Below are 21,422 nucleotides of genomic sequence, written 5' to 3' on the forward strand. Positions count from 1 at the left end.
GAAATTGAGGATTTAATTAATACTTGGATCGCTGAGGCACACGATACAGAAATCGAAGTTATGCCCATAGAAACCGCTAAGGAAAAGGGTGCGATCGCTATGTTTGGTGAGAAATATGGGGCAGAAGTTCGGGTGATAGATGTACCTGGAGTTTCTATGGAATTGTGTGGAGGAACTCATGTTAGAAATACTGCCGAAATAGGTTTATTTAAAATTATGTCTGAAAGCGGTATTTCTTCAGGGGTGAGACGTATTGAAGCGGTGGCCGGCCCTGCTGTTTTAGAATATTTGAAAGTACGGGAAACTGTGGTTAAGGATCTCTGCGATCGCTTTAAAATTAAACCCGAAGAAATTAGCGATCGCATAACTACTTTACAGTCTGAACTAAAAACCACCCAAAAAGAATTAGAAGGGGTTAAACAAGAGTTAGCAATAGCAAAATCTGACCAATTATTAAACGAAGCTGAATCTATTGGTGAGTTTAAACTATTGGTTTCAGATATGGGAGAAATGGATGCTAAAGCCCTACAAACCGCAGCCGAAAGATTACAACAAAAACTAGGGGAAGGTGCAGTTATTTTAGGTTCTATTCCCTCAGAAGGAAAGGTTAGCTTGGTAGCAGCTTTTAGTAAAAAAGTCAATAAAGAAAAGCAATTACAGGCCGGAAAATTTATCGGTCAAATTGCTAAAATATGCGGCGGTGGGGGTGGTGGCCGTCCCAACTTAGCCCAGGCCGGAGGAAGAGATCCCAGTAAGTTATCTGAAGCTTTATCAACTGCTAAACAACAGCTAAAAGAAGGCTTACAATAAAGAACAGTAAGGGTGGGCATGGCCCACCCTAAAATCCAATTAAACAACCGATTAAATAACCTATTCCTATACCACTCAAACTAACACATGAAAGGATGAAATATATATGATCTTTGCTAAAATTTTCTTCTATTAGTTTATTATCAGCCCACATCGCAACCCGCGTAGTAGTCAACATTATAGGAAATGCCACAAGATAAGCCAAAAACCCAACCTCAGTCGTCACAGCCCATGCCCAAACTCCAAACAATCTCATGATGCTAAGGTTTATTAAAACAGAATTTAACTGAGTGTTGGTAAAAGGATATTGAAAATATTCCTCATTTAACGAAGGGACTGGCCGGATTTGAACCGGCGACCTAGCGCTTAGGAGGCGCTTGCTCTATCCTGCTGAGCCACAGCCCCATTTACCACCCTTAATTATAGCAGTTTTCAATTGAGTGTATGAATTTTTCGGTTGAGTGAGTGTGGGAAGTATTGACGTTTTAATGTTTAATGTATCAATGAAAACTGCGGTTATATCTGAGTTTACAGTTATCAGTTATTCAGACTATTCCAAGCATCAGCAGCGTCTTCTAATGCTTGTTCTACTGTTTTTTGCTCTAACATAGCAGCTTGTAAATTTTCATAGATAATTTTTTGTAATTGGTTAATATTATCCTGGGGTGGTACTAATACTTGAGCATCTTTTAGTTGTTTAGCACTAACTGCGATCGCTTGTGATAATGGGGTTTTATCCGTTGAATTTTCCTGTTCATTAATATAGGTTTCAACTGCCTTTATGGTTGAGGGTAAGACACTGGCCTCTTTAGCAAATTTCAGTTGATTTTCCGTATTAGTCACAAATTTAGCAAACTCAATTGCTTCTTTGGGCTTCTTGGTACTTTTGGGAATTACTAAGTTCATAACTGCTACGTTTCTTTTCCCAGTTTCTCCTGTTATTTGAGGAGAAGCTGCGGAAACTTCGGCAATGCTAGGGGCATTTTTAATAATTACTGGAAATGACTCTGCCCCGGTTGATAATAAAGCAATTTCTCCTGATTGATATAAGTCTATGGCGTGTCGATGTCCCTGGGTTAGAACTTCTGGGGGTAATAATTCTTGTTGATATAAATCCACCCAATAACGAAAGGCTTCTAATCCTTCTGGACTATTAAACGCTGCTTTTCCTTCACCATCTATTAGGTTAACTCCCATTTGCACCAAAGACTCTAATACTTCCCCAGAATCTCCTGGAGCAAAGGTAAAAAACATAGCATATTTTCCTGTTTTTTCTTTTAATTTCGCAGCCACTTCCCGTAATTCTATAAAAGTTGTCGGCGCTGTTTCAATTCCAGCTTGTTTGAGTAATTCTTGATTATAAATAGTGATTTGTGTGGTTAAATACCAAGGAAAGCCAAAACTAATATTATTTACGGTTCCAGCTTCCCAAATATTGGTCAAATATGTTTCTTTTTCTTCAGAAGAAATATAATCAGTTTCCCCTAAATTTAACCAAGCGTTACGACTAGCTAATTTAGAAGCAAAATTAGGATTGAGATTGACTACATCTGGGGAAGTATTAGCAGAAACTGCCGTCAAAATTTTGCTTTCCATAGCTGACCAAGGAACATCAACCCAGTTAATTTTAACCCCTTCATGTTTTTGTTCAAATTCCTCGATTAATTCCGTGAAATAAGGAGTAAATTTCGGCTGTAGCTGCATCGTCCAAAATTCTAATTCTTGGCCGGTAGTGGGAGCTTGTCCTCCATTACAACTTATCAAAAAACTTATGATTAAGCCTAATAACCCCCATAAAGTCCATTTACTCCAATCCATTAATTTATCCATTTTTTAATTATTAATAACGGTTTTAGTCTTATCTATCTTATCTTAATCTCCTAAATAAGCTTCGAGAACTTGGGCATTTTGTTGAATTTCCTCGGGAGTTCCATCAGCCAAGTTGGTTCCTTCAGCTAATACCCAAATATGATTACATAAAGACATAACCACATCCATATTGTGTTCAATAATTAAAAAAGAAATCCCTTCTCTATTCCAAGTAATAATGTGTTCACAAATTTCTCCGATCAGAGTGGGATTGACCCCAGCGGCAGGTTCGTCTAGTAAAATGAGTTTGGGACGAGTCATCAAGGTTCTAGCCATTTCCAGGAGTTTACGCTGTCCCCCGGATAAAGCCCCGGCGTAATCGTGGCGTTTTTCAATTAATCCGACAGATTTTAAAATATCAAGAGCCTTTTCTTTATTTTCTCGTTCTTCTTGTTTAACCTGTCCTCGTTTTAACCAAAGTTGTAAAAAATTTTCCCCCGTCTGTTTTTGAGTAGCGAGTAACATATTTTCTAAGACGGTAAGACGAGATAACACCCTAGCTACTTGGAAAGTACGAATACAGCCTTGTAGGGCTATTTTATGAGGGGATAAATGCTGAATAGGCTCCCCATCAAAAAGGACTTCCCCTCCATCGGGACGAATGAAATTGGACAAGAGGTTAAACAGAGTTGTTTTTCCAGCACCATTAGGGCCAATTAACCCAGTAATACTACCTTGTTGCACCTGTATATCAGCATTGTTGACAGCTTTTAAGCCACCAAAGCTTTTAGATAGCTGTTTAGCATCGAGAATAATTGAGGAAGAATCAGTCATTGCTGCAATCAGAAATAATTTTTCAAACAACAAGGTTAAGTTTTACGATTCCAAGATATCTTGACACTCCCTTCGCTCTTTCGCGAGGGATTCTTAGTTCACCGACTCGCCATCACCTAGCAGGATTTCTCCAACTAAGCCAGAGGGCAAATCTCCCCAAGCTTTAGATTCCGTATGCCCTACGGTACTTAATCCTCTCTTGAGGATGTTTATTGCTGCGTTAATGTCACGGTCTTCTACATATCCACAATGGGGACAAATATGGGTTCTAGTTGATAGTGATTTTTTGACTTTTTCACCACAATTAGAACAATTTTGAGATGTATTATGGGGAGGGACAGCAACAGTTGCTTTCCCATATTTGACCCCAAAATATTCTAACCATTCTCTAAAAGTTGACCATGCAGCATCGTTAATTGATTTAGCTAGACGTTGATTTTTTACCATGGCTTTAACATTCAAGTGCGGAATGCACCGCCGCTTTCCAGCTTGAATTAAATTCAAGCTGGGTCGGCGGTCTTCATAGGCTACCAAGTCGTTAGATTGGATTACGCGCAATGCCTTTTCTTGAGCAAAACCTTTACGTTGCCTACTTACTCTTAAATGTTTTAGAGCATATCTCTTTCTAGCTTTCTTGTAGTTGCTTGAGTGTTTTTGACCTCTAACAAACTTTTTAGATTTACGTCTGTTTAAGCGATTCAAAGCCTTTTCTGCTTTACGGTAAAATTGAGGTATCTCTACTGTTTTTCCATCAGAATCAGCATAGAAATATTTAAGTCCTACATCAATCCCTGTGCAGTGTTTTGTTGGCTCTAATGGCTTTCTATACTCCCTAATATCTAAATTGATACAAAATTGAACATAGTATCCATCAGCACGACGTACTAATCTAACTCGTTTAATTTGGTCAATGGGGTAAAAGTTCAAATCCCTTGTTCCTTTCAATTTAATCGTTCCAATACCTTTTTTGTCAGTAAAAGTTATCTTCTTTTTATCATCAGACAACTTCCAGCCCGACTGCTTATATTCAACAGAACGATTATTTTTTTGAAACTTAGGATAACCCTTTTTACCCTTAACCTTTTTCTTACAATTGTCATAGAAACGGCTAATAGCAGCCCATGCCCTTTCAGCAGATGCCTGTCTTGCTGTTGAGTTTAACTCTTTAGCAAAGATATATTCTTTAGCCAAGACTGCACAATATTTATTGAGAGCATATTTATCAATCTTATCCTCTTGACTAGCATCCATCCAAAGTCTCAATGCTTTGTTTCGGATGAATTGTACAGTTTTAATAGCTTCATCGATGGCATTCTGCTGGTATTGTTGAGCTATTGCTTTCATTTCTAAGACAATCATAGCTTATCGACCTTGACCAACTATATTGTTATGCCAACCATTTTGGCACAAGATGTCAAATATGTATAGATGCTACGCAGTTAATATATTTGTCCGATTTTCATCCCTTCGATGAAATCGAGGGTCGAGGGTCCGACATTTTAGGATAAAGGGTTCAAGGAAAGGTTATTTACGGATACGATTTTGATTTTTATATGATGAGATGAAAAATAGCAAAGATTCTGATATCAATCCCACCGTTAACTACCAGGGCAGCAAAAGATTAATTACAAAATGAACAAAATTTGTTACAATAATTTACAAAAGGATATATTTTACTGAGCTTAACAATTATCTTTATGTCTCAATCAACCCTTGGCCCAGATACCCCTACGGCTGACACCATCACTATCGATGTACAACCCCGTCACATTCCCCGGGGACACAGCGAAGACTTGGGGCCTATTAATGATATGTCTCCCGAAAGTTGGCAGTATAGTCCCGAAACCATCAACGACTACTATCGCAAACGTCTTCTCCAGGTGATTCGTCGTCTCATCAATGTCTTCCTGTTATTTGCTAGTTTCGCATTGGGCTTATGGTGGGATAAGATTAGAGGGAAAAACCCCAAAGAAGAAAGAAAACGGGCGATTCATCTACGGGAAATGCTCACAGAGTTGGGACCAACTTATATTAAAGTGGGACAAGCTTTATCCACGAGACCAGATTTAGTTCCTCCTGTTTATTTAGATGAATTAACTACATTACAAGATCAATTACCTTCTTTTCCCAATGAAGTTGCTTATAGTTTTATTGAAGAGGAATTAGGTCAAAAGCCTCAAAACATTTATGCAGAATTATCAGATAAACCCATTGCTGCTGCTTCTTTGGGTCAAGTCTATAAGGGGAAATTAAAAACAGGGGAAAAAGTTGCCGTTAAAGTTCAGCGTCCCGATTTAATTAAACGAATTACTTTAGATATTTATATTTTGCGTAACCTCTCCACTTGGGCGCAAAAAACCTTTACTTTCCTTCGTTCAGATTTAGTCGCCATTACCGATGAGTTAGCGGGGCGTATTTTTGAAGAAATTAATTATATTCAAGAGGGAAAGAATGCAGAAGAATTTGCTAAATTTTATGGTCATTTATCAGAGATATATGTCCCTAAAATTTATTGGGAATACACGGGTAGAAGAGTCCTAACAATGGAGTGGGTTGAGGGTACCAAGTTAACTAATATTCAAGAAATTCAAGCACAAGGAATTGAAGCTACACACCTAGTAGAAGTTGGGGTAAACTGTTCCTTACGTCAACTATTGGAACATGGCTTTTTCCATGCTGATCCCCATCCAGGTAACTTATTGGCCATGAAAGATGGACGCTTAGCTTATCTCGATTTTGGCATGATGAGCCGAATAAAACCTTATCAGAGATATGGCTTAATCGAGGCAGTTGTCCATTTAGTAAATCGAGATTTTGATGCTTTGGCTTATGACTACGTTAAATTAGACTTTTTAAAACCTGAAACCGATTTAACCCCCATTGTTCCGGCATTAACAGAAGTATTTGGCAATGCTTTGGGTTCTAGTGTTGCGGAACTAAACTTTAAAAGTATTACGGATCAAATGTCGGAAATGATGTACGAATTTCCTTTTAAAGTTCCGGCTTATTATGCTTTAATTCTACGCTCAATGGTAACCTTAGAGGGAATTGCCATCGGCATTGATCCTGAATTCAAAGTTTTGAGTAAAGCCTATCCTTATGTAGCAAAACGGTTGCTAACCGATCCTTCTCCAGAATTACGGGCTTCTTTAAAAGATTTATTATTTAAAGAAGGAGGTTTTCGTTGGAATCGCTTAGAGAATTTGATGAGAAATGCTAAAGATTCCCAAGATTATGATATCGATAAAGTGGTGGATCAAGCGGCGGATTTTCTCTTCTCTGCAAGAGGAGAATTTATAAGAGAAAGGTTAGTCAATGAAATTACTAATGCTTTAGATATGTTTAGCCGTCGTACCTGGTTTAATATGTCTAGTATGGTACGAGAACAAGTGGGATTAGCTGTTCAAGAAACTCCTCAAGATTTACAGGGTAATAGTGAAAGTTTTGAACATTTGCAAAATATTTTGCAAATTCTTCAAAATACCCCTGGTTTTGACCCAATGAAGGTGGTTCCTTTAATCATGAAACTGTTAGGAAAACCCGAAACTCAACAAATGGGGCATAAAATTGCTGAAGGATTAGTACAGAAATTAGTTACCCGTTTAGTTCGCAATTTACTTCTGGAAATTGATCGACCATCAGATAATAATTTGGGGACGATTAACACCCAGAAATCTCTCCCTGCCGCTTAAGATTAATTTTTGAAAGCGATCGCTAATAATAACTATTATCACTTTCCGTAGGGGTCAACGCTGAGCGCAGTCGAAGCGTTGACCCCTATAATATATAGAGTTTGTTATAGTCAAGACATATAACTCTGCCATGAACAAGCAAACTCCTTGAGTAAATATTTATGGTACTTTTTTCAGTTATTAATTAGGGTAAAAATCGGTCTAAAGCTGACTTTAACTCTTGTAATTCCTCTTCAATATTTCCTTCTTGAGCAGCACGGGCAACACACTCATTCAAATGTTCGTCTAAAATAAGACGGGACACCCTATCAATGGCTCCTCTAACCGCAGCTAATTGGATTAAAACTTCGGGACAGGGGCGACTCTCCGAAACCATTGTTTTGACCCCTCTAATATGTCCCTCTATGCGAGAAAGACGGTTAATAATCTGCTTTAAAGACGTTTCACTGTGAACATGATTGTGACCATGATCATGGTGGTGTTCAGATGTAGCTTTTACCTTACTTTGAGTCAATGGTTTACATTCAACCTCGATTTTTACAAAAACAATCCTTAGACGCTATTTAACTAGGCTTTCTAGATCAAAAAACCAAATGATCCCATTATGACACAATTGAAAATTTAATTGATCAAGTCATCAAGGCTCATGGTTTCGTAACGTTCAAAAGGTTGGCGAATCCAAGGATTATCTGCTAGATATTCCACATGATAATCCGGTTGAAACTGGGAACAACTTTTATACCAGATAACAGCAGTCCTAAGTTCTTCAATCGGGGAAGCATAATCTTTTAACCATCGACTTACTGTCTGTAAGCTAACCCCAGAATCAACCAGATCATCCACCAATAAAATACGATCTCCTAACTTATCATTCCTCATAGCTAAATGTTGACCAATTTTTATTTCTTCGCGAGAACGTTTATCTTCTCCCCCGTAGGATGCAGCGGCCACGATCGCTAAAGGAAGATCATAAAGACGACTGAGAATATCTCCCACCCGTAAACCCCCTTTAGCAATACAAACAATTTGGTTAAATTGCCATTGAGATTGATAAATTTTTACCGCTAAAGTCTCAATATGACGATGATAATCTTCCCAGGAAACGGATAAATCTACCATAAAATTACCCATTAACAATTATTAATTGTTAATTGTACATCGTCTTAGGTTGGGGTACTTCACTCTGAAAGCATGGGGTTCTTTAACTGAGACACAGGCAAGGCCGCTTGAGCGTTATTAGCGGGAAGTTCACCCCGAAGTTGACCGATTAAACTAGCCATTTCTAGGGCATTTAAGGCATAATTCCAGCCCAAATTACTCTTAATACCAGCCCTTTCTAACGCTTGCTGCATGGTATCTGTGGTTAAAATGCCGAACACCACTGGGGTTCCTGTCTGAAAAGCAGCTGCTGCCACCCCTTTAGCCACTTCTGCCGCGACGTAGTCAAAATGAGGGGTGTTACCGCGAATAATTGCCCCCAAACAGATAATAGCGTCATAATTTCCCGATAAGGCTAATTGACGGGACACTAAAGGAACTTCAAAACTACCAGGAACCCACACATAGTCCACTTGGGTTCCGTGGGGGTTAACATCAATTCCGTGACGCTTTAAACAGTCTTGGCACCCTGATAAAAGTTTGTCCGTCACTAGATCATTAAAACGACCAATAACTATGGCAAAACGCAAAGCAGACGAATCTTGGGCAAAGGTTCCCTCAAAAATGGTCATAATCTCACTTTATAATTTTTTTACTTCGTTGATCACCAATAGAGAAAGCTGCTTTCCCTCTAGCTGGTGGTTATTTATTCTTCTGTCTACGATAAGCGTTAATCCCTTGCTTGAACCGTAGCTTAATTAACTTATAATTAATTAATTCTCTGGACAACTTTTCCTGACAACAAGAAAAACCCCAAAGTTTCATTTTTGTCGCTCCTCTGGCCTTTTAGGTAGAGATAATCATCCTTTGTACTTTATTCAACTGTTAGTTATTCAACCATTATGTTAACGAGCAAAAAACTTCAGTATTTATTAAATAACCTTTCCAATATTCCCTCTCTTCCCAATCATTCTGCCCTAGAAAGAGAGGTTAAAGGAATCTCGACCAACTCCCATTCTTGTCAACTTGGAGATATATTTATCGGTATGCCAGGAACTCGTGTGGATGGGGGTGAGTTTTGGCAAAGTGCTATGGAAGTGGGGGCAGTTGCTGCTATTATTAGTCCCCAAGCTGCCCAGAAGTTTCCCCCTAAAGATGATGATTGTGTCATTATTGTGGAGGATATTATTACTGTTGCTGCCCAAATAGCCGCCGCTTTTTATGACTATCCGGCCCAACAATTAAAAATGGTTGGTATAACAGGAACCAATGGCAAAACAACAACTACCCATTTAGTTGAATATTTCTTGAACCAATGTCAAAAACCCACTGCTTTAATTGGGACATTATATACTCGTTGGCCAGGGTTTGAGCGAACTGCTGTACATACCACACCCTTTGCCCCTGAGTTACAGGAACAACTGGCCGAAGCAGTGGCAGCTAATAATGAATATTGTGTGATGGAAGTTAGTTCCCACGCTTTAGTCCAAGGGCGAGTTAAACAATGTCCTTTTCAAGTTAGTGTCTTTACTAATTTGACGCAAGATCATCTTGACTTTCATAAAGATATGGAAGATTATTTTGCAGCAAAACGGCTTTTATTTACCCCAGATTATTTACAAGAAAAAGCCATTGTTAACTTAGATGATCCCTACGGTAAACGATTAATTGATAGTTTCCAGACTGAGCAAGTTTGGACCTATAGTGTTGAGGATACAAAGGCTGATTTTTATACCAGTAATTTAACCTATCAAGCTAACGGAGTTACCGGAACATTAACCACCCCATTCGGTAACATCGAATTTACTTCTCCTTTAGTGGGACAATTTAATTTATCCAATGTTTTAGCAGCGGTAGCAACGGTTTTGTATCTTGGTTTAGATGTAAGAGAAGTTGTAGAAAAATTACCGCACTTTTTGGGGGTTCCAGGCAGAATGGAACGGGTACAAATTAACGATAAACAAGATATTAGTGTGATTGTTGATTATGCCCACACTCCCGATAGTTTAGAAAACTTACTGAAAGCTGCCCGTCCCTTTATTAAGGGTAAAATGATTTGTGTGTTTGGCTGTGGGGGGGATCGTGACCGCACAAAACGCCCTTTAATGGGTCAAGCATCGGCTCAATTAGCTGATGTTTCGGTGGTAACCTCTGATAACCCTAGAACGGAAGATCCTCAGCGAATTTTAGAGGATGTTTTAACAGGAATTCCTGAAACGATCGAACCTTTAGTTATTAGCGATCGCGCCAAAGCTATCAACACAGCAATTTTGCAGGCCAACCCTGGAGATGGGGTTTTAATTGCCGGAAAAGGTCACGAAGATTATCAAATTTTAGGCACAGAAAAGATCCATTTTGATGATCGAGAAGAAGCGAGAAAAGCTCTAGAAATCCGCCTAAAAGTTTAAACTAAAAGTTAATAATGGATAATTACTATTAATTAATTACCCATTATTAATTATTAATTGCTTCTACTCTGTCTCAGAATTTAACATACTCATAGCAATATCTAAACTAACTTTCATACGGTTTAAAGAAGCAGCTAACATTCCCATTTCATCGTTATAAGGATGGGCGAATTCTTTACTTAAATCTCCCGTACTAATACGCTGTGCCAACTGTTCCATTTTCTTTAAAGGAGTGGTTACGGAGAATCTCAAGAAAAAGTTAATTAAAATAATCGCTAAAGCTAAACAAACTATTAAAATACTAGTAACAGAAACTTGTAGTTTTTTCGCACTTTCAAACACAGCATCAGCAGGAACCAAAATCATTTGCGCTCCAACGATTTCGTGTAGTTTCCAATTGAAGCCATTTTCTCTACCATAGGTTGTTAATAAGCTTTTAGGGGCAACATCTGGGGTACTATGACAGCGCAAACAACTTTCTTTTGAAACTTCTAAAGGACGAGCAATGTAGAAAATATCACCACTATTGAAAGAACGAAAGCCCGAAACTTGTTCTAGACTTTCATCATTACGAAACTTCTCAACAATTTTTGCTTCAAATTCATCAGCTTTGTCTCGTAAATTAGTAGGGTTCAAGGTTGCTTCTTTATAGAAAAAGTCTTTATAACCTCCTTGTTCCCGAAAATACTCAAACACTTCCCTAGCAGAATAAGCTGGAACGGTTTGGGGTAAAAATTGATAATCTGTTTCCAATCTAGACGCTAATTCAGGGTTCACTCTGGTGCTAGTATAATTACGAACAGCACTCATGGTTTCCATAAGAACTAAGGCTTTATCCGTGACGACTCCTTCCGCGTTGTGAGAGAGGATCAAAGATAAAACCCCACCACTTAGAAAAACAGTAATCACAGCAATAACGGTCAATAAAACATTTAATTTGGTGGCAATTTTAAGATTCTTGAGCAGATGATTGTCTTTAAACATAGTTTTAGTCTGAGAAGCATAAAAAAAGACGATAATATATCGATAAACTAACCAATCATGGCCAAAGACTTTGAGCCAAAACCCTAGAAATGGAGGAAATTGGAGAACCCATTATCAACAAATATTAAGAATATTGCTGAAAATGGAGTTATAATCTCCTCTGAGGTTAGTTCAAGGCTTATCATGATAGTAGTATGCCCAGAAAATTACTAAAACTTTCATAGTTACTTGGAGCAGACCAAAAAAATAAAAAGAATGTTGTTACCTTAAGTTTTGTTGATTACCTATGAAATTTCGTTATTTATACTTAGTCTTCATTGTTTTTACCTTGTTTGGTTGTCAGTCACGACAACAGTTTCCCTCTCGTATCACTTTAGGTGTAGTTAGCTTTGGAGAAGATGAAAAATTAGAAGAAAAATACAGAGAATTGAAAGAATATCTCGAAACAGAACTTAATAGTATCGTAGAATTAGAACCTGCCTATAACGAACGTCAGGCCCTTTCTCAAATTAATGACAAAGGTTGGGATCTAGTGCAGCTTGGCGAAAGTAATCCACCAGATTTTTACAGAAACTTTCGTGACTAGCCACGACAATGTGTTTCAATGAAACTAACGGAAGAATCTCGAAGTTGATGTCCATGATAAAAGCATTGCCAATTAACCTCTCCAACCTACAGAAAACAGTACTCCAACAAATAGTGAGAGGGACAACAAACCCCTATCGCCTTGTTAGACGAGCCAAGCTAATCTTAGCCGCAGCATCAGGAGAGAGCAATAGTTCGATTAGTCGAAGATTAGAATTAGACCGAGTACAAGTGCGTCAGTGGCGATCGCGATGGTTTGAGGAGAGAGAAAAACTGAGTGCCGCCGAAGAACAACAGGTAACGGAGAAAGCATTAATGGTCTTGATCAAAGGAATTTTAAGCGATCGCCCAAGACCTGGAACAACAAAATCCTTTACGGTCGAACAAGTAGTCCAGATTGTAGCGATCGCTTGTGAAGAATGTGAAAAATCAGACAGACCAGTGAGCCATTGGACACCTTCAGAGTTGGCGGATGAAGCCATAAAAAGAGGAATTGTCGAAAAGATTTCCCCCCGTAGTGTGGGGCGTTTTTTAAAAAGAAGCGACATTACAACCACATCTCGTTCGTTACTGGTTAAATGCCAAAATTGATGATCCCTTAAAATTTAAAAAGCAAGTCAAATATATCTGTGAACTTCATCAAGAAGCTAAAACTTTGTTAGAACAAGGAATTCATTTAATTAGTACAGATGAAATGACAGGAATTCAAGCTCTTGAGAGATTATTTCCGAACAAAAGAATCAAGCCTAAACAAGTAGAAAAAATCGAATTTGAATATGAAAGACACGGAACTTTAAGCTTGATTGCGAACTGGGATGTGGCAAGAGGAAAAGTTGTTAGTCCCTCTATTGGACCGACAAGAACAGAACAAGATTTTTCTGAACATATCCAGAGAACGATTAAGATTGATGAAAAAGCAGAATGGATTTTTATTGTAGATAAACTCAACACTCATAAATCGGAAAGCTTAGTCAAATTAGTAGCAGAAAGCTGTGGAATTACTATTGATTTGGGGAGAAAAGGAAAGGAGGGGATTTTGCAATCTATGGACAGCAGAGCAGATTTTTTATCAGATGAATCTCATCGAATTCGCTTTGTTTATATTCCCAAACATACATCGTGGCTTAATCAAATTGAGTGTTGGTTTTAGATCTTAGTCAGGCGTTTACTCAAAAGAATTACTGTCCGTTCAACTGAAGAACTATCCCAAAAAATTCTCAATTTTATTGATTACTTTAATCAACATTTTGCTAAGCCGTTCGTTTGGAAATTTAAGGGCTTTAAAGATCATAAGTGACTGGTGGATTATTTTTGCTAAGCTGCACTAGTTAGAGCTATCGCCGATGAACAGTTGGCGAACAATGTCTTCATGATTGAGTGGCTAGTGCAGCTTGGCGAAAGTAATCCACCAGATTTTTACAGAAACTTTCGTGACCAGCCACGACAATGTGTTTCAATGAAACTAACGGAAGAATCTCGAAGTTGATGTCCATGATAAAAGCATTGCCAATTAACCTCTCCAACCTACAGAAAACAGTACTCCAACAAATAGTGAGAGGGACAACAAACCCCTATCGCCTTGTTAGACGAGCCAAGCTAATCTTAGCCGCAGCATCAGGAGAGAGCAATAGTTCGATTAGTCGAAGATTAGAATTAGACCGAGTACAAGTGCGTCAGTGGCGATCGCGATGGTTTGAGGAGAGAGAAAAACTGAGTGCAGCCGAAGAACAACAGGTAACGGAGAAAGCATTAATGGTCTTGATCAAAGGAATTTTAAGCGATCGCCCAAGACCTGGAACAACAAAATCCTTTACGGTCGAACAAGTAGTCCAGATTGTAGCGATCGCTTGTGAAGAATGTGAAAAATCAGACAGACCAGTGAGCCATTGGACACCTTCAGAGTTGGCGGATGAAGCCATAAAAAGAGGAATTGTCGAAAAGATTTCCCCCCGTAGTGTGGGGCGTTTTTTAAAAAGAAGCGACATTACAACCACATCTCGTTCGTTACTGGTTAAATGCCAAAATTGATGATCCCTTAAAATTTAAAAAGCAAGTCAAATATATCTGTGAACTTCATCAAGAAGCTAAAACTTTGTTAGAACAAGGAATTCATTTAATTAGTACAGATGAAATGACAGGGATTCAAGCTCTTGAGAGATTATTTCCGAACAAAAGAATCAAGCCTAAACAAGTAGAAAAAATCGAATTTGAATATGAAAGACACGGAACTTTAAGCTTGATTGCGAACTGGGATGTGGCAAGAGGAAAAGTTGTTAGTCCCTCTATTGGACCGACAAGAACAGAACAAGATTTTTCTGAACATATCCAGAGAACGATTAAGATTGATGAAAAAGCAGAATGGATTTTTATTGTAGATCAACTCAACACTCATAAATCGGAAAGCTTAGTCAAATTAGTAGCAGAAAGCTGTGGAATTACTATTGATTTGGGGAGAAAAGGAAAGGAGGGGATTTTGCAATCTATGGACAGCAGAGCAGATTTTTTATCAGATGAATCTCATCGAATTCGCTTTGTTTATATTCCCAAATATACATCGTGGCTTAATCAAATTGAGTGTTGGTTTTCGATCTTAGTCAGGCGTTTACTCAAAAGAATTACTGTCCGTTCAACTGAAGAACTATCCCAAAAAATTCTCAATTTTATTGATTACTTTAATCAACATTTTGCTAAGCCGTTCGTTTGGAAATTTAAGGGCTTTAAAGATCATAAGTGACTGGTAGATTATTTTTGCTAAGCTGCACTAGGGCGTGTGTCTACCTTCCTCGATATTTACATCGAAAGAGACTTAAAATTAGGTGTGATCAGCGAAGCCGAAGTGCAAGAATTAATCGATCAATTCGTGATGAAACTGCGGATGGTTCGCTTTTTACGCGCCCCGGAATATAACCAGTTATTTGCTGCTGATCCGGTTTGGATCACCGAAACCCTTGGAGGTATGGGAGTAGATGGCCGTCCCCTGGTTACTAAAAATAGTTTCCGTTTCCTTCATACCCTCTACAACTTAGGCCCTTCCCCTGAACCAAATTTAACCATTCTTTGGTCAGAAAAATTACCCACTGCCTTTAAACAATACTGCGCCAAGGTTTCCATCGATACCAGTTCCATTCAATACGAAAACGACGATTTAATGCGCCCAGAATTTGGGGATGATTATGGTATTGCTTGCTGTGTATCTGCCATGAAAATTGGTAAACAAATGCAGTTCTTTGGGGCCAGGGTTAATCTTGCAAAAGCCTTACTCTACGCCATTAATGGGGGTAAAGACGAAAAATCAGGGGAACAAGTCGCCCCACCCTATGCACCTATAACCGATGATTATCTCGATTATGAAGCGGTTAGTGCAAAGTTTGACCTGTTGATGGCTTGGTTGGCTAAACTTTATGTTAATACCCTCAATGTCATCCACTATATGCACGATAAATACTGCTACGAAGCGGTAGAAATGGCCTTGCACGATCGCGATGTTTATCGGACAATGGCCTGCGGTATTGCAGGTTTATCCTTGGTTGGGGACGCTTTAGCTGCCATTAAATATGGAAAAGTTAAAGTGATTCGCAACGAAGAAGGATTACCCGAATTTCTCACAAAATCTGCGATCGCCAAACACAGAAGCCTTACAGGAAGTGGGTTTGAACAGAGCGGTCGCAGATTTCCCCAACCAACAGTCTGTTGTCAGATTTTAAGTTAAAATCAACCCGAATTAGACAAAGATGAAAAGATAAATCAATCACTCATTTTTCCAAAAAAATTATTAATAAAATCTCTAATAGTACTAGATTGTTAGAATAAAATATGCTATAATTTAATTATTAAAGCAATTTACCTTAAACTGATTTAATGAGTCCCAGTCATCCCCGAACCCCTCGTCAAGTAATCAACTTTAGTAAACAGAAAGGAAAAGAAATAATCGCTAATTTTGATGGGGACTAATCACTTCAGATGCGGGGATTGTCTGGATAGCTGAGTTGGATAAAAAACTGGGAATTACCGAGAAGTTTGGTAACTGTTTTCAAGATCATCGTCATCAATCTTATGTAGATCATTCCGTTCATGAGTTATTAGCACAAAGGCTTTATGGAATTATTTTAGGCTATGAAGATGTCAATGACCATGATAAATTAAGTCACGATCCTGCCCTTAAGATCGCTTTAGAAAAGCTTAATGAACTTGAAGATAAAAAGGGATGGTTAGCTGGAAAAAGTACAATTAATAGATTGGAATATTGTCCTGAGACTATTCTCGACCAAAAAACGAGTCGTTATCATAAAATAGAACCCAACTTTGAAGCCATTGAAAAATCTTTTGTCGAATTTTGTTTAGAGTCTTATAAAAAACCTCCCTTAAGTATTATATTAGATATGGATGTCACGGATGACCAAGTACATAGTAATCAAGAAGGGGCATTTTTTAATAGTTATTATCACGGAGTATGTTATGCTCCTTTATATATTTTCTGTGGGCATCATTTATTAGTGGCTAAACTTCGTTCATCTAATGTAGATCCAGCCGATGGAGCCTTAGACGAATTACAAAGAATTATCGGACTAATTAGAGAAAAATGGTCAGAGACTCATATCCTAGTTAGGGGTGATAGTGCCTATGCCCGTGAAGAAATCTTCTATTTTTGTGAAAATCAGCCTTTAGTTGATTATGTTATAGCTATGGGAACAAATGGCGTTCTTAAGTTACGAGCGGATGATGTAATTGAAAAAGCCAAACATGAATATGAAAAAAAACTAGCTCCAATAACTGAATTAATGGATAGTTTATTTCAGAAAAAAGAAGATTTAGAAGAAGTTAAAAAATTAGTACCAATTTCTACTTGGTATCGCTCTATTCGTTATAAAACAGAAAAGTCATGGAGTTGTCAAAGAAGAGTAGTGACAAAAGTTTGTTATGGAAGTGATGGCTTAAAAATGCGCCATGTGGTGACATCTTTGCCCGCTTCAAAAATTCCACCCTCAAAACTTTATACAAAAAAATACTGTCCGAGAGGCGAGATGGAAAATCGGATTAAAGAACAACAATTAGACTTGTTAGCTGATAGAACTTCAACTCAAACATTTCAAAGTAATAAACTAAGATTATGGATACATTCCTGGGCTTATGTTCTCATAAATGCTTTTCGTCAACACTGTTTAAAAAAAACTTCATTGGCTAAAGCAACTGTGGGAAGAATACGTCTAAATCTTCTTAAGTTGGGAGCCAGAATAAAGATTAGTTGTAGAAGAATTATTATCGCTATAGCTAGTGCTTGTCCTTATCAAGATATTTTGTCTATTGCTAACAAAAGAATTAAAACTATTCCTAATACTGGATAAGTAGAATAAGTTGTTTTTTAAAAAAGATATCTATCATAAGTTGTTGACTGACTGATACTTTCATTTAGTCTTATTTATCGTGGAGAAAATCAAAAGTTAATATAATTATTCCCTCTTAAACTCAATTTTTGGATAATCAAAGTCAATTTTTTTATTCATCTATATTCAAAATTTCTATTAGTCCTAAAAATTATCATTTTTCATCTCTGGATTGGGCTTTCAAATTAATTTGTGAGAAATCCGGGAATTGACCGAACCCAATGGAAAGATAAAAATGTTTTCATGGTTGCTGTTATCTGGAAAAAGCTGGCTTTACCCATCTATTGGACACTTTTAGGGAAAAGAGGAGCCAGCAGATTATCTGAACAACAGGCATTAATTCAACCTGTTCTTTGTCTTCTAAAAAACTATGAGTTAGTCATTCTTGGAGACCGAGAATTCCACAGTGTTAAATTAGCTTATTGGTTGAAACAAAAAAGTAAAAAACAAAAGTTATTCTTCGCTTTTCGTCAGAAACAAGGTACAAACCAGAAAAAAGATGATGAAGATTATCAAACTTTTTCGCAGTTAGGAATGAAACCTGGGATGAAGATGTTTTTAACTGGGGTTTCAGTCACTAAAAATAAAGGGTTTGGAAACTTTAATGTGGGAGCATATTGGAAAAGAAAATACAAGGGCAAACAGGAAAAGAGCCTTGGTTTATTCTTACCAACTTAGACAGTTTATCAGAGGTCTTGAAAGTCTATCGAGCCAGGGCAGGTATTGAAGCTATGTTCAAGGATTGTAAGACAGGGGGTTATAATTTGGAGGGAAGTAAAGCCAATAATAAACGACTAAATTCCTTGATTTTATTAATAGCGATCGCTTACACTGCTACTTCTTTAAAAGGCAAAACATTTCGACAAACCAATCAAGGAAAATATATTGCTAGTCTAACTGAAAAATCAAGACGTGACCGAAGACATAGTAATTTTTGGATAGGACTTTATGGCTCTCTTTAGATTCACGCTTGGGAATTTTGCTCTGATTTTATTTCAATTATGATGAGCAATAATCCCCAGAAACTCAACAATTATAAAAAAGGGTTACAAGCCATGTCCATAATAGATAAGACGGCTTAATTCCCCTATTTTATCTTAACATAAAATAACCAGTGGAAGATGATTTATTTTAGATGTAACTATCCAAAATAAACCAATTTTTATTATTTAATAAAAACTAATATTGCCCAAGGGGTTGATTTTGAGCATCAACCCTGTGGGGGGGAGGAGGGTTACACCGTCCTCCCCCCCACACACACGGCAAGAATGATTATCATTATTGTTTATTCTCAATAAGCCCTCTAGTTTTTGACAATTTATAGAGCGATCGCCACGGCTGAAACCCTCTTTCAATCAGGGTTTTAACGGGCTTGTCACCCCGTGAGGTTTAACAGTGTTAAACCCCTACAAGAATGTATTCGTAGGGACATAATACTATTATGTCCTGCCCAATAGATAATTCAATTGGAACTTTAATTGTTCATGTATTTGATTCAGGGTTTATAATATTCATGGCTTAAAAATGGGACAGCTATCAATTCCCCGATAGCCTCTCCTATAGTAACTTTTAATCCTTCTCCTCCTGCTTTTGTTCTAACATAAGCTAGGCCAATATATTCATCTTCTATTTGTATAGAACTGGTTAAAATCCCAACTTTCTTATCATCTAGTGTAACTGTATTTCCTGCTTTGACTTCTTGATTTAATTTCACACCCCAGAGACGTTGTTTAACCCCTTGATAAGTGTTTAATCTAGCGATGGTTTCTTGTCCAATGTAACAACCTTTATCAAAGGAAATAGTTGACCATAAACCAGTTTCTAAGGGGTTATAATTTTCTGTTAATTCTTGATCTGGATAAGGCCGTCCCTGTTTAATTCTTAGTTGTTCCCAGACGCGATCGCCTACGGGAATTATTCCTAAATTAGTTAATGTTTCCCAAACTGTCTTAGCTTGATTTTCTGGAAAAATTAATGTGTAACCAGGCAGCTTTAAACCAGTCCCTTCACCAATAAGAACTTTCTCATCATTAATTGTTACAAATTTATGGTTATTGGGGGATAATTCAGTTATAGCATTATTAGCTATATCCCCTTGATTTAACTTGGTAGTAGCTTCAGAACCGATAATGGTAAAAATTGCATTTTTATCAGAAATATCCTTAATTCCTACCTTATCCATCGGGAAAATATAACGATCCATCCACTCATATAAAAATTGCTGACGGTTGGGAGAAACTAATAAAAAAATGCTATCTTCTGTAACATAAGCGGTTACTAAATCTAGGGTTCTTCCTGTAGAATTGACAAAAACAGTATCAGATAATTGTCCAGGTTGCAGACTATTAATATTATTGGTAGTTTGATTATGGAGAAACCTTAAGCGATCGCTTCCAGTTAATTGTAATAGTCCCCAATGACTGCGATCGCAAATTACCACGTCATTATCAGCACTATTAAAACCTTGACTATCATTGCCAAAACTTTCAATAATGCTTTCGTCTTCTGTTAAGATAGCACCGGATTTTTTTTGTAATTCTCTTAATTCTTGTAACATAATTTTTCTTGAAGTTACTATTTCAAATTTTAGGGAAGTTATTGATGATAGTTTGGATAGTTTGTTGTGTTTTTATTTCTAGTTGCTGCCAATTAATTTCATTATCTCCGTTAAAAAGATTTTCATCAATTTCTACCATTATACTAGCTTGAGATGAGTTGTTTGAAGAAAATTGATAATCTGTAAAACAAACTTGAAAACAAATCTCCCAAATACTTATACTAACTGAATTATTCTCTTTAGTTAAGATTAACTGATAACCAGGAAAGGGTTCTTGAATGTCTTCATAAGTAGCCACTAAATTTGTTTTTTCTAGTTCTTTACGAAGGTTATCCATAACCCGAATAAAAGCAGGTTGCATTAGTATATCGGCTTTTTCCCAGTCTATAGTATTCTTAAAAGTTGGCTTCATTAATTAATCACTAATAAGGGACAATTGATGATTATTTGCTAGGGTTAAATTCGGTCTATCTTCTAGGTTACAATAAGCACGACTGAAGCTTAAAGGTGCTTCTAAGGCGTGTTTCTCTAGAAAGGTATGGTCACTCATAATTCTATCAGTTTTTCCGTCATAAACTACTTTTCCTTTACTTAATATAATAGTTCTCTCACATAGTTCCCAAGCGAGATCAAGATCGTGGGTTGCTACTAAGAGAGTTAAAGGTAATTTATGTAGTAAATTAATCAGTTGACGACGGGAACGAGGATCTAGTTGTGCCGAGGGTTCATCTAACACTAATACTTGGGGGTTCATGGCCAAAACACCTGCGATCGCTACTCGTTTTTTTTCTCCCCCTGAAAGGTTATCTGGGTTACGATCACCATAGAGATGTGGCTCAATATTAACCGCTTCCATTGCTTCAATTACTGTTAATTTTAATTCATTTCCTTTTATTCCTTTATTCATCGGACCAAAGGCGACATCTTCCCAAACTGTGGGCATAAATAATTGATTATCAGGGTTTTGAAATACTACACCCACAAAGTTACGAATATGAACTAAATTTTTATCATTAATTGTCCATTCTCCTATGCTTACTTCTCCAGTTTGAGGTAAGAAAATACCGTTTAAATGAAATTGTAAGGTAGATTTTCCCGAACCATTTGCACCAATTAAGGCAACTTTTTCATTAGCTTTAATTGATAAATTAATATTATCAAGGGCTAAGTTCCCATCAGGATAACGATGACTAAGATTTTTGATGTATACTGGATTATGGTGCATAATTAAATAGTAACAAATTCCCTCACTTAAATTTAGGAT

Annotated in this window: 19 protein-coding genes, 1 tRNA gene and 3 pseudogenes; 12 read left to right on the forward strand and 11 right to left on the reverse strand. The window is 37.4% G+C overall.

The annotated features are described in order from the left end of the window. Positions 1-810: DHHA1 domain-containing protein (locus CWATDRAFT_RS13400; RefSeq protein ID WP_007305523.1), on the forward strand; the 810-nt coding region annotated here is incomplete at its 5' end. Positions 811-1,141: 331 nt separating this feature from the next. Here CWATDRAFT_RS13400 and CWATDRAFT_RS13410 read toward each other — a convergent pair. The 4 genes from CWATDRAFT_RS13410 to CWATDRAFT_RS13425 all read right to left on the reverse strand — a co-directional run bounded on the left by CWATDRAFT_RS13410 (position 1,142) and on the right by CWATDRAFT_RS13425 (position 4,812). Next, positions 1,142-1,215: transfer RNA gene (locus tag CWATDRAFT_RS13410), tRNA-Arg, on the reverse strand. Positions 1,216-1,347: 132 nt separating this feature from the next. After that, positions 1,348-2,640 (reverse strand): ABC transporter substrate-binding protein, encoded by a 1,293-nt coding sequence (locus CWATDRAFT_RS13415; RefSeq protein ID WP_007305562.1) that lies wholly within the window; start codon positions 2,638-2,640, stop codon positions 1,348-1,350. 42 nt (positions 2,641-2,682) lie between these two features. Next, positions 2,683-3,453 (reverse strand): ABC transporter ATP-binding protein, encoded by a 771-nt coding sequence (locus tag CWATDRAFT_RS13420; protein ID WP_007305561.1) that lies wholly within the window; start codon positions 3,451-3,453, stop codon positions 2,683-2,685. Positions 3,454-3,546: 93 nt separating this feature from the next. Further along, positions 3,547-4,812 (reverse strand): RNA-guided endonuclease InsQ/TnpB family protein, encoded by a 1,266-nt coding sequence (locus CWATDRAFT_RS13425; RefSeq protein ID WP_007305560.1) that lies wholly within the window; start codon positions 4,810-4,812, stop codon positions 3,547-3,549. A 338-nt stretch (positions 4,813-5,150) separates the two neighbouring features. Here CWATDRAFT_RS13425 and CWATDRAFT_RS13430 point away from each other — a divergent pair, with 338 nt between their 5' ends. Next, complete coding sequence (locus tag CWATDRAFT_RS13430) at positions 5,151-7,145, forward strand: ABC1 kinase family protein (protein ID WP_007305524.1); 1,995 nt, start codon at positions 5,151-5,153, stop codon at positions 7,143-7,145. 184 nt (positions 7,146-7,329) lie between these two features. Here the strand turns inward: CWATDRAFT_RS13430 and CWATDRAFT_RS13435 are convergent, their stop codons facing one another. From CWATDRAFT_RS13435 to ribH, 3 genes are all read right to left on the reverse strand, one after another. Next, a complete protein-coding gene (locus tag CWATDRAFT_RS13435) occupies positions 7,330-7,659 on the reverse strand; it encodes a metal-sensing transcriptional repressor (protein WP_007305559.1) in 330 nt (109 codons plus the stop codon). Between the two features lie 107 nt (positions 7,660-7,766). Continuing rightward, positions 7,767-8,264 (reverse strand): phosphoribosyltransferase, encoded by a 498-nt coding sequence (locus CWATDRAFT_RS13440; protein ID WP_007305558.1) that lies wholly within the window; start codon positions 8,262-8,264, stop codon positions 7,767-7,769. A 59-nt stretch (positions 8,265-8,323) separates the two neighbouring features. After that, positions 8,324-8,875: a 6,7-dimethyl-8-ribityllumazine synthase gene (gene ribH, locus CWATDRAFT_RS13445; RefSeq protein ID WP_007305557.1), complete on the reverse strand. Its 552-nt coding sequence runs from the start codon at positions 8,873-8,875 to the stop codon at positions 8,324-8,326. A 270-nt stretch (positions 8,876-9,145) separates the two neighbouring features. Here ribH and CWATDRAFT_RS13450 point away from each other — a divergent pair, with 270 nt between their 5' ends. Then, positions 9,146-10,651 carry a UDP-N-acetylmuramoyl-L-alanyl-D-glutamate--2,6-diaminopimelate ligase gene (locus CWATDRAFT_RS13450; RefSeq protein ID WP_007305525.1) on the forward strand — a complete coding sequence of 502 codons (1,506 nt, stop codon included), beginning with the start codon at positions 9,146-9,148 and terminating at the stop codon, positions 10,649-10,651. Between the two features lie 63 nt (positions 10,652-10,714). On the opposite strand, the gene CWATDRAFT_RS13455 is transcribed toward CWATDRAFT_RS13450, so the two are convergent. Then, on the reverse strand, positions 10,715-11,635 hold the full coding sequence (locus tag CWATDRAFT_RS13455) for a c-type heme family protein (protein ID WP_007305556.1): 921 nt from the start codon (positions 11,633-11,635) through the stop codon (positions 10,715-10,717). Between the two features lie 286 nt (positions 11,636-11,921). Here CWATDRAFT_RS13455 and CWATDRAFT_RS13460 point away from each other — a divergent pair, with 286 nt between their 5' ends. From CWATDRAFT_RS13460 to CWATDRAFT_RS39800, 9 genes and pseudogenes are all read left to right on the forward strand, one after another. Continuing rightward, positions 11,922-12,221 carry a substrate-binding domain-containing protein gene (locus tag CWATDRAFT_RS13460; protein ID WP_007305526.1) on the forward strand — a complete coding sequence of 100 codons (300 nt, stop codon included), beginning with the start codon at positions 11,922-11,924 and terminating at the stop codon, positions 12,219-12,221. Positions 12,222-12,229: 8 nt separating this feature from the next. Then, entirely contained in the window at positions 12,230-12,811 is a 582-nt protein-coding gene (locus tag CWATDRAFT_RS13465; protein ID WP_007303150.1) for a helix-turn-helix domain-containing protein, read from the forward strand. A 64-nt stretch (positions 12,812-12,875) separates the two neighbouring features. Further along, positions 12,876-13,517, forward strand: a pseudogene (locus CWATDRAFT_RS13470) (transposase). A 149-nt stretch (positions 13,518-13,666) separates the two neighbouring features. Continuing rightward, the gene (locus tag CWATDRAFT_RS13475; RefSeq protein WP_007303150.1) at positions 13,667-14,248 is read left to right on the forward strand and encodes a helix-turn-helix domain-containing protein; all 582 of its coding nucleotides are present in this window, start codon (positions 13,667-13,669) and stop codon (positions 14,246-14,248) included. Between the two features lie 64 nt (positions 14,249-14,312). After that, the gene (locus tag CWATDRAFT_RS13480; protein WP_007305527.1) at positions 14,313-14,954 is read left to right on the forward strand and encodes a transposase; all 642 of its coding nucleotides are present in this window, start codon (positions 14,313-14,315) and stop codon (positions 14,952-14,954) included. Between the two features lie 24 nt (positions 14,955-14,978). Continuing rightward, positions 14,979-15,812, forward strand: a pseudogene (locus CWATDRAFT_RS13485) (pyruvate formate lyase family protein); the annotation flags it as partial. A gap of 266 nt (positions 15,813-16,078) precedes the next feature. Then, a pseudogene (locus tag CWATDRAFT_RS13490) lies at positions 16,079-17,562 on the forward strand (IS1380-like element ISCwa5 family transposase). Between the two features lie 231 nt (positions 17,563-17,793). Next, positions 17,794-18,279, forward strand: a complete 486-nt coding sequence (locus tag CWATDRAFT_RS35855) for a hypothetical protein (protein WP_007305530.1) — start codon at positions 17,794-17,796, stop codon at positions 18,277-18,279. Positions 18,280-18,296: 17 nt separating this feature from the next. Continuing rightward, positions 18,297-18,563, forward strand: a complete 267-nt coding sequence (locus CWATDRAFT_RS39800) for a hypothetical protein (RefSeq protein WP_232287096.1) — start codon at positions 18,297-18,299, stop codon at positions 18,561-18,563. A 533-nt stretch (positions 18,564-19,096) separates the two neighbouring features. Here the strand turns inward: CWATDRAFT_RS39800 and ygfZ are convergent. From ygfZ to CWATDRAFT_RS13510, 3 genes are read right to left on the reverse strand one after another with little or no spacing between them, the layout of a single operon-like run. Continuing rightward, positions 19,097-20,158, reverse strand: a complete 1,062-nt coding sequence (ygfZ, locus tag CWATDRAFT_RS13500) for a CAF17-like 4Fe-4S cluster assembly/insertion protein YgfZ (RefSeq protein WP_007305555.1) — start codon at positions 20,156-20,158, stop codon at positions 19,097-19,099. A 22-nt stretch (positions 20,159-20,180) separates the two neighbouring features. Next, a complete protein-coding gene (locus CWATDRAFT_RS13505) occupies positions 20,181-20,570 on the reverse strand; it encodes a hypothetical protein (protein ID WP_007305554.1) in 390 nt (129 codons plus the stop codon). A gap of 3 nt (positions 20,571-20,573) precedes the next feature. After that, positions 20,574-21,383, reverse strand: a complete 810-nt coding sequence (locus tag CWATDRAFT_RS13510; protein ID WP_007305553.1) for an energy-coupling factor ABC transporter ATP-binding protein — start codon at positions 21,381-21,383, stop codon at positions 20,574-20,576. Positions 21,384-21,422: the final 39 nt, after the last annotated feature.

It is taken from the genome of Crocosphaera watsonii WH 8501, from assembly GCF_000167195.1.
In the GTDB taxonomy this organism is placed as follows: Bacteria; Cyanobacteriota; Cyanobacteriia; order Cyanobacteriales; family Microcystaceae; genus Crocosphaera; species Crocosphaera watsonii.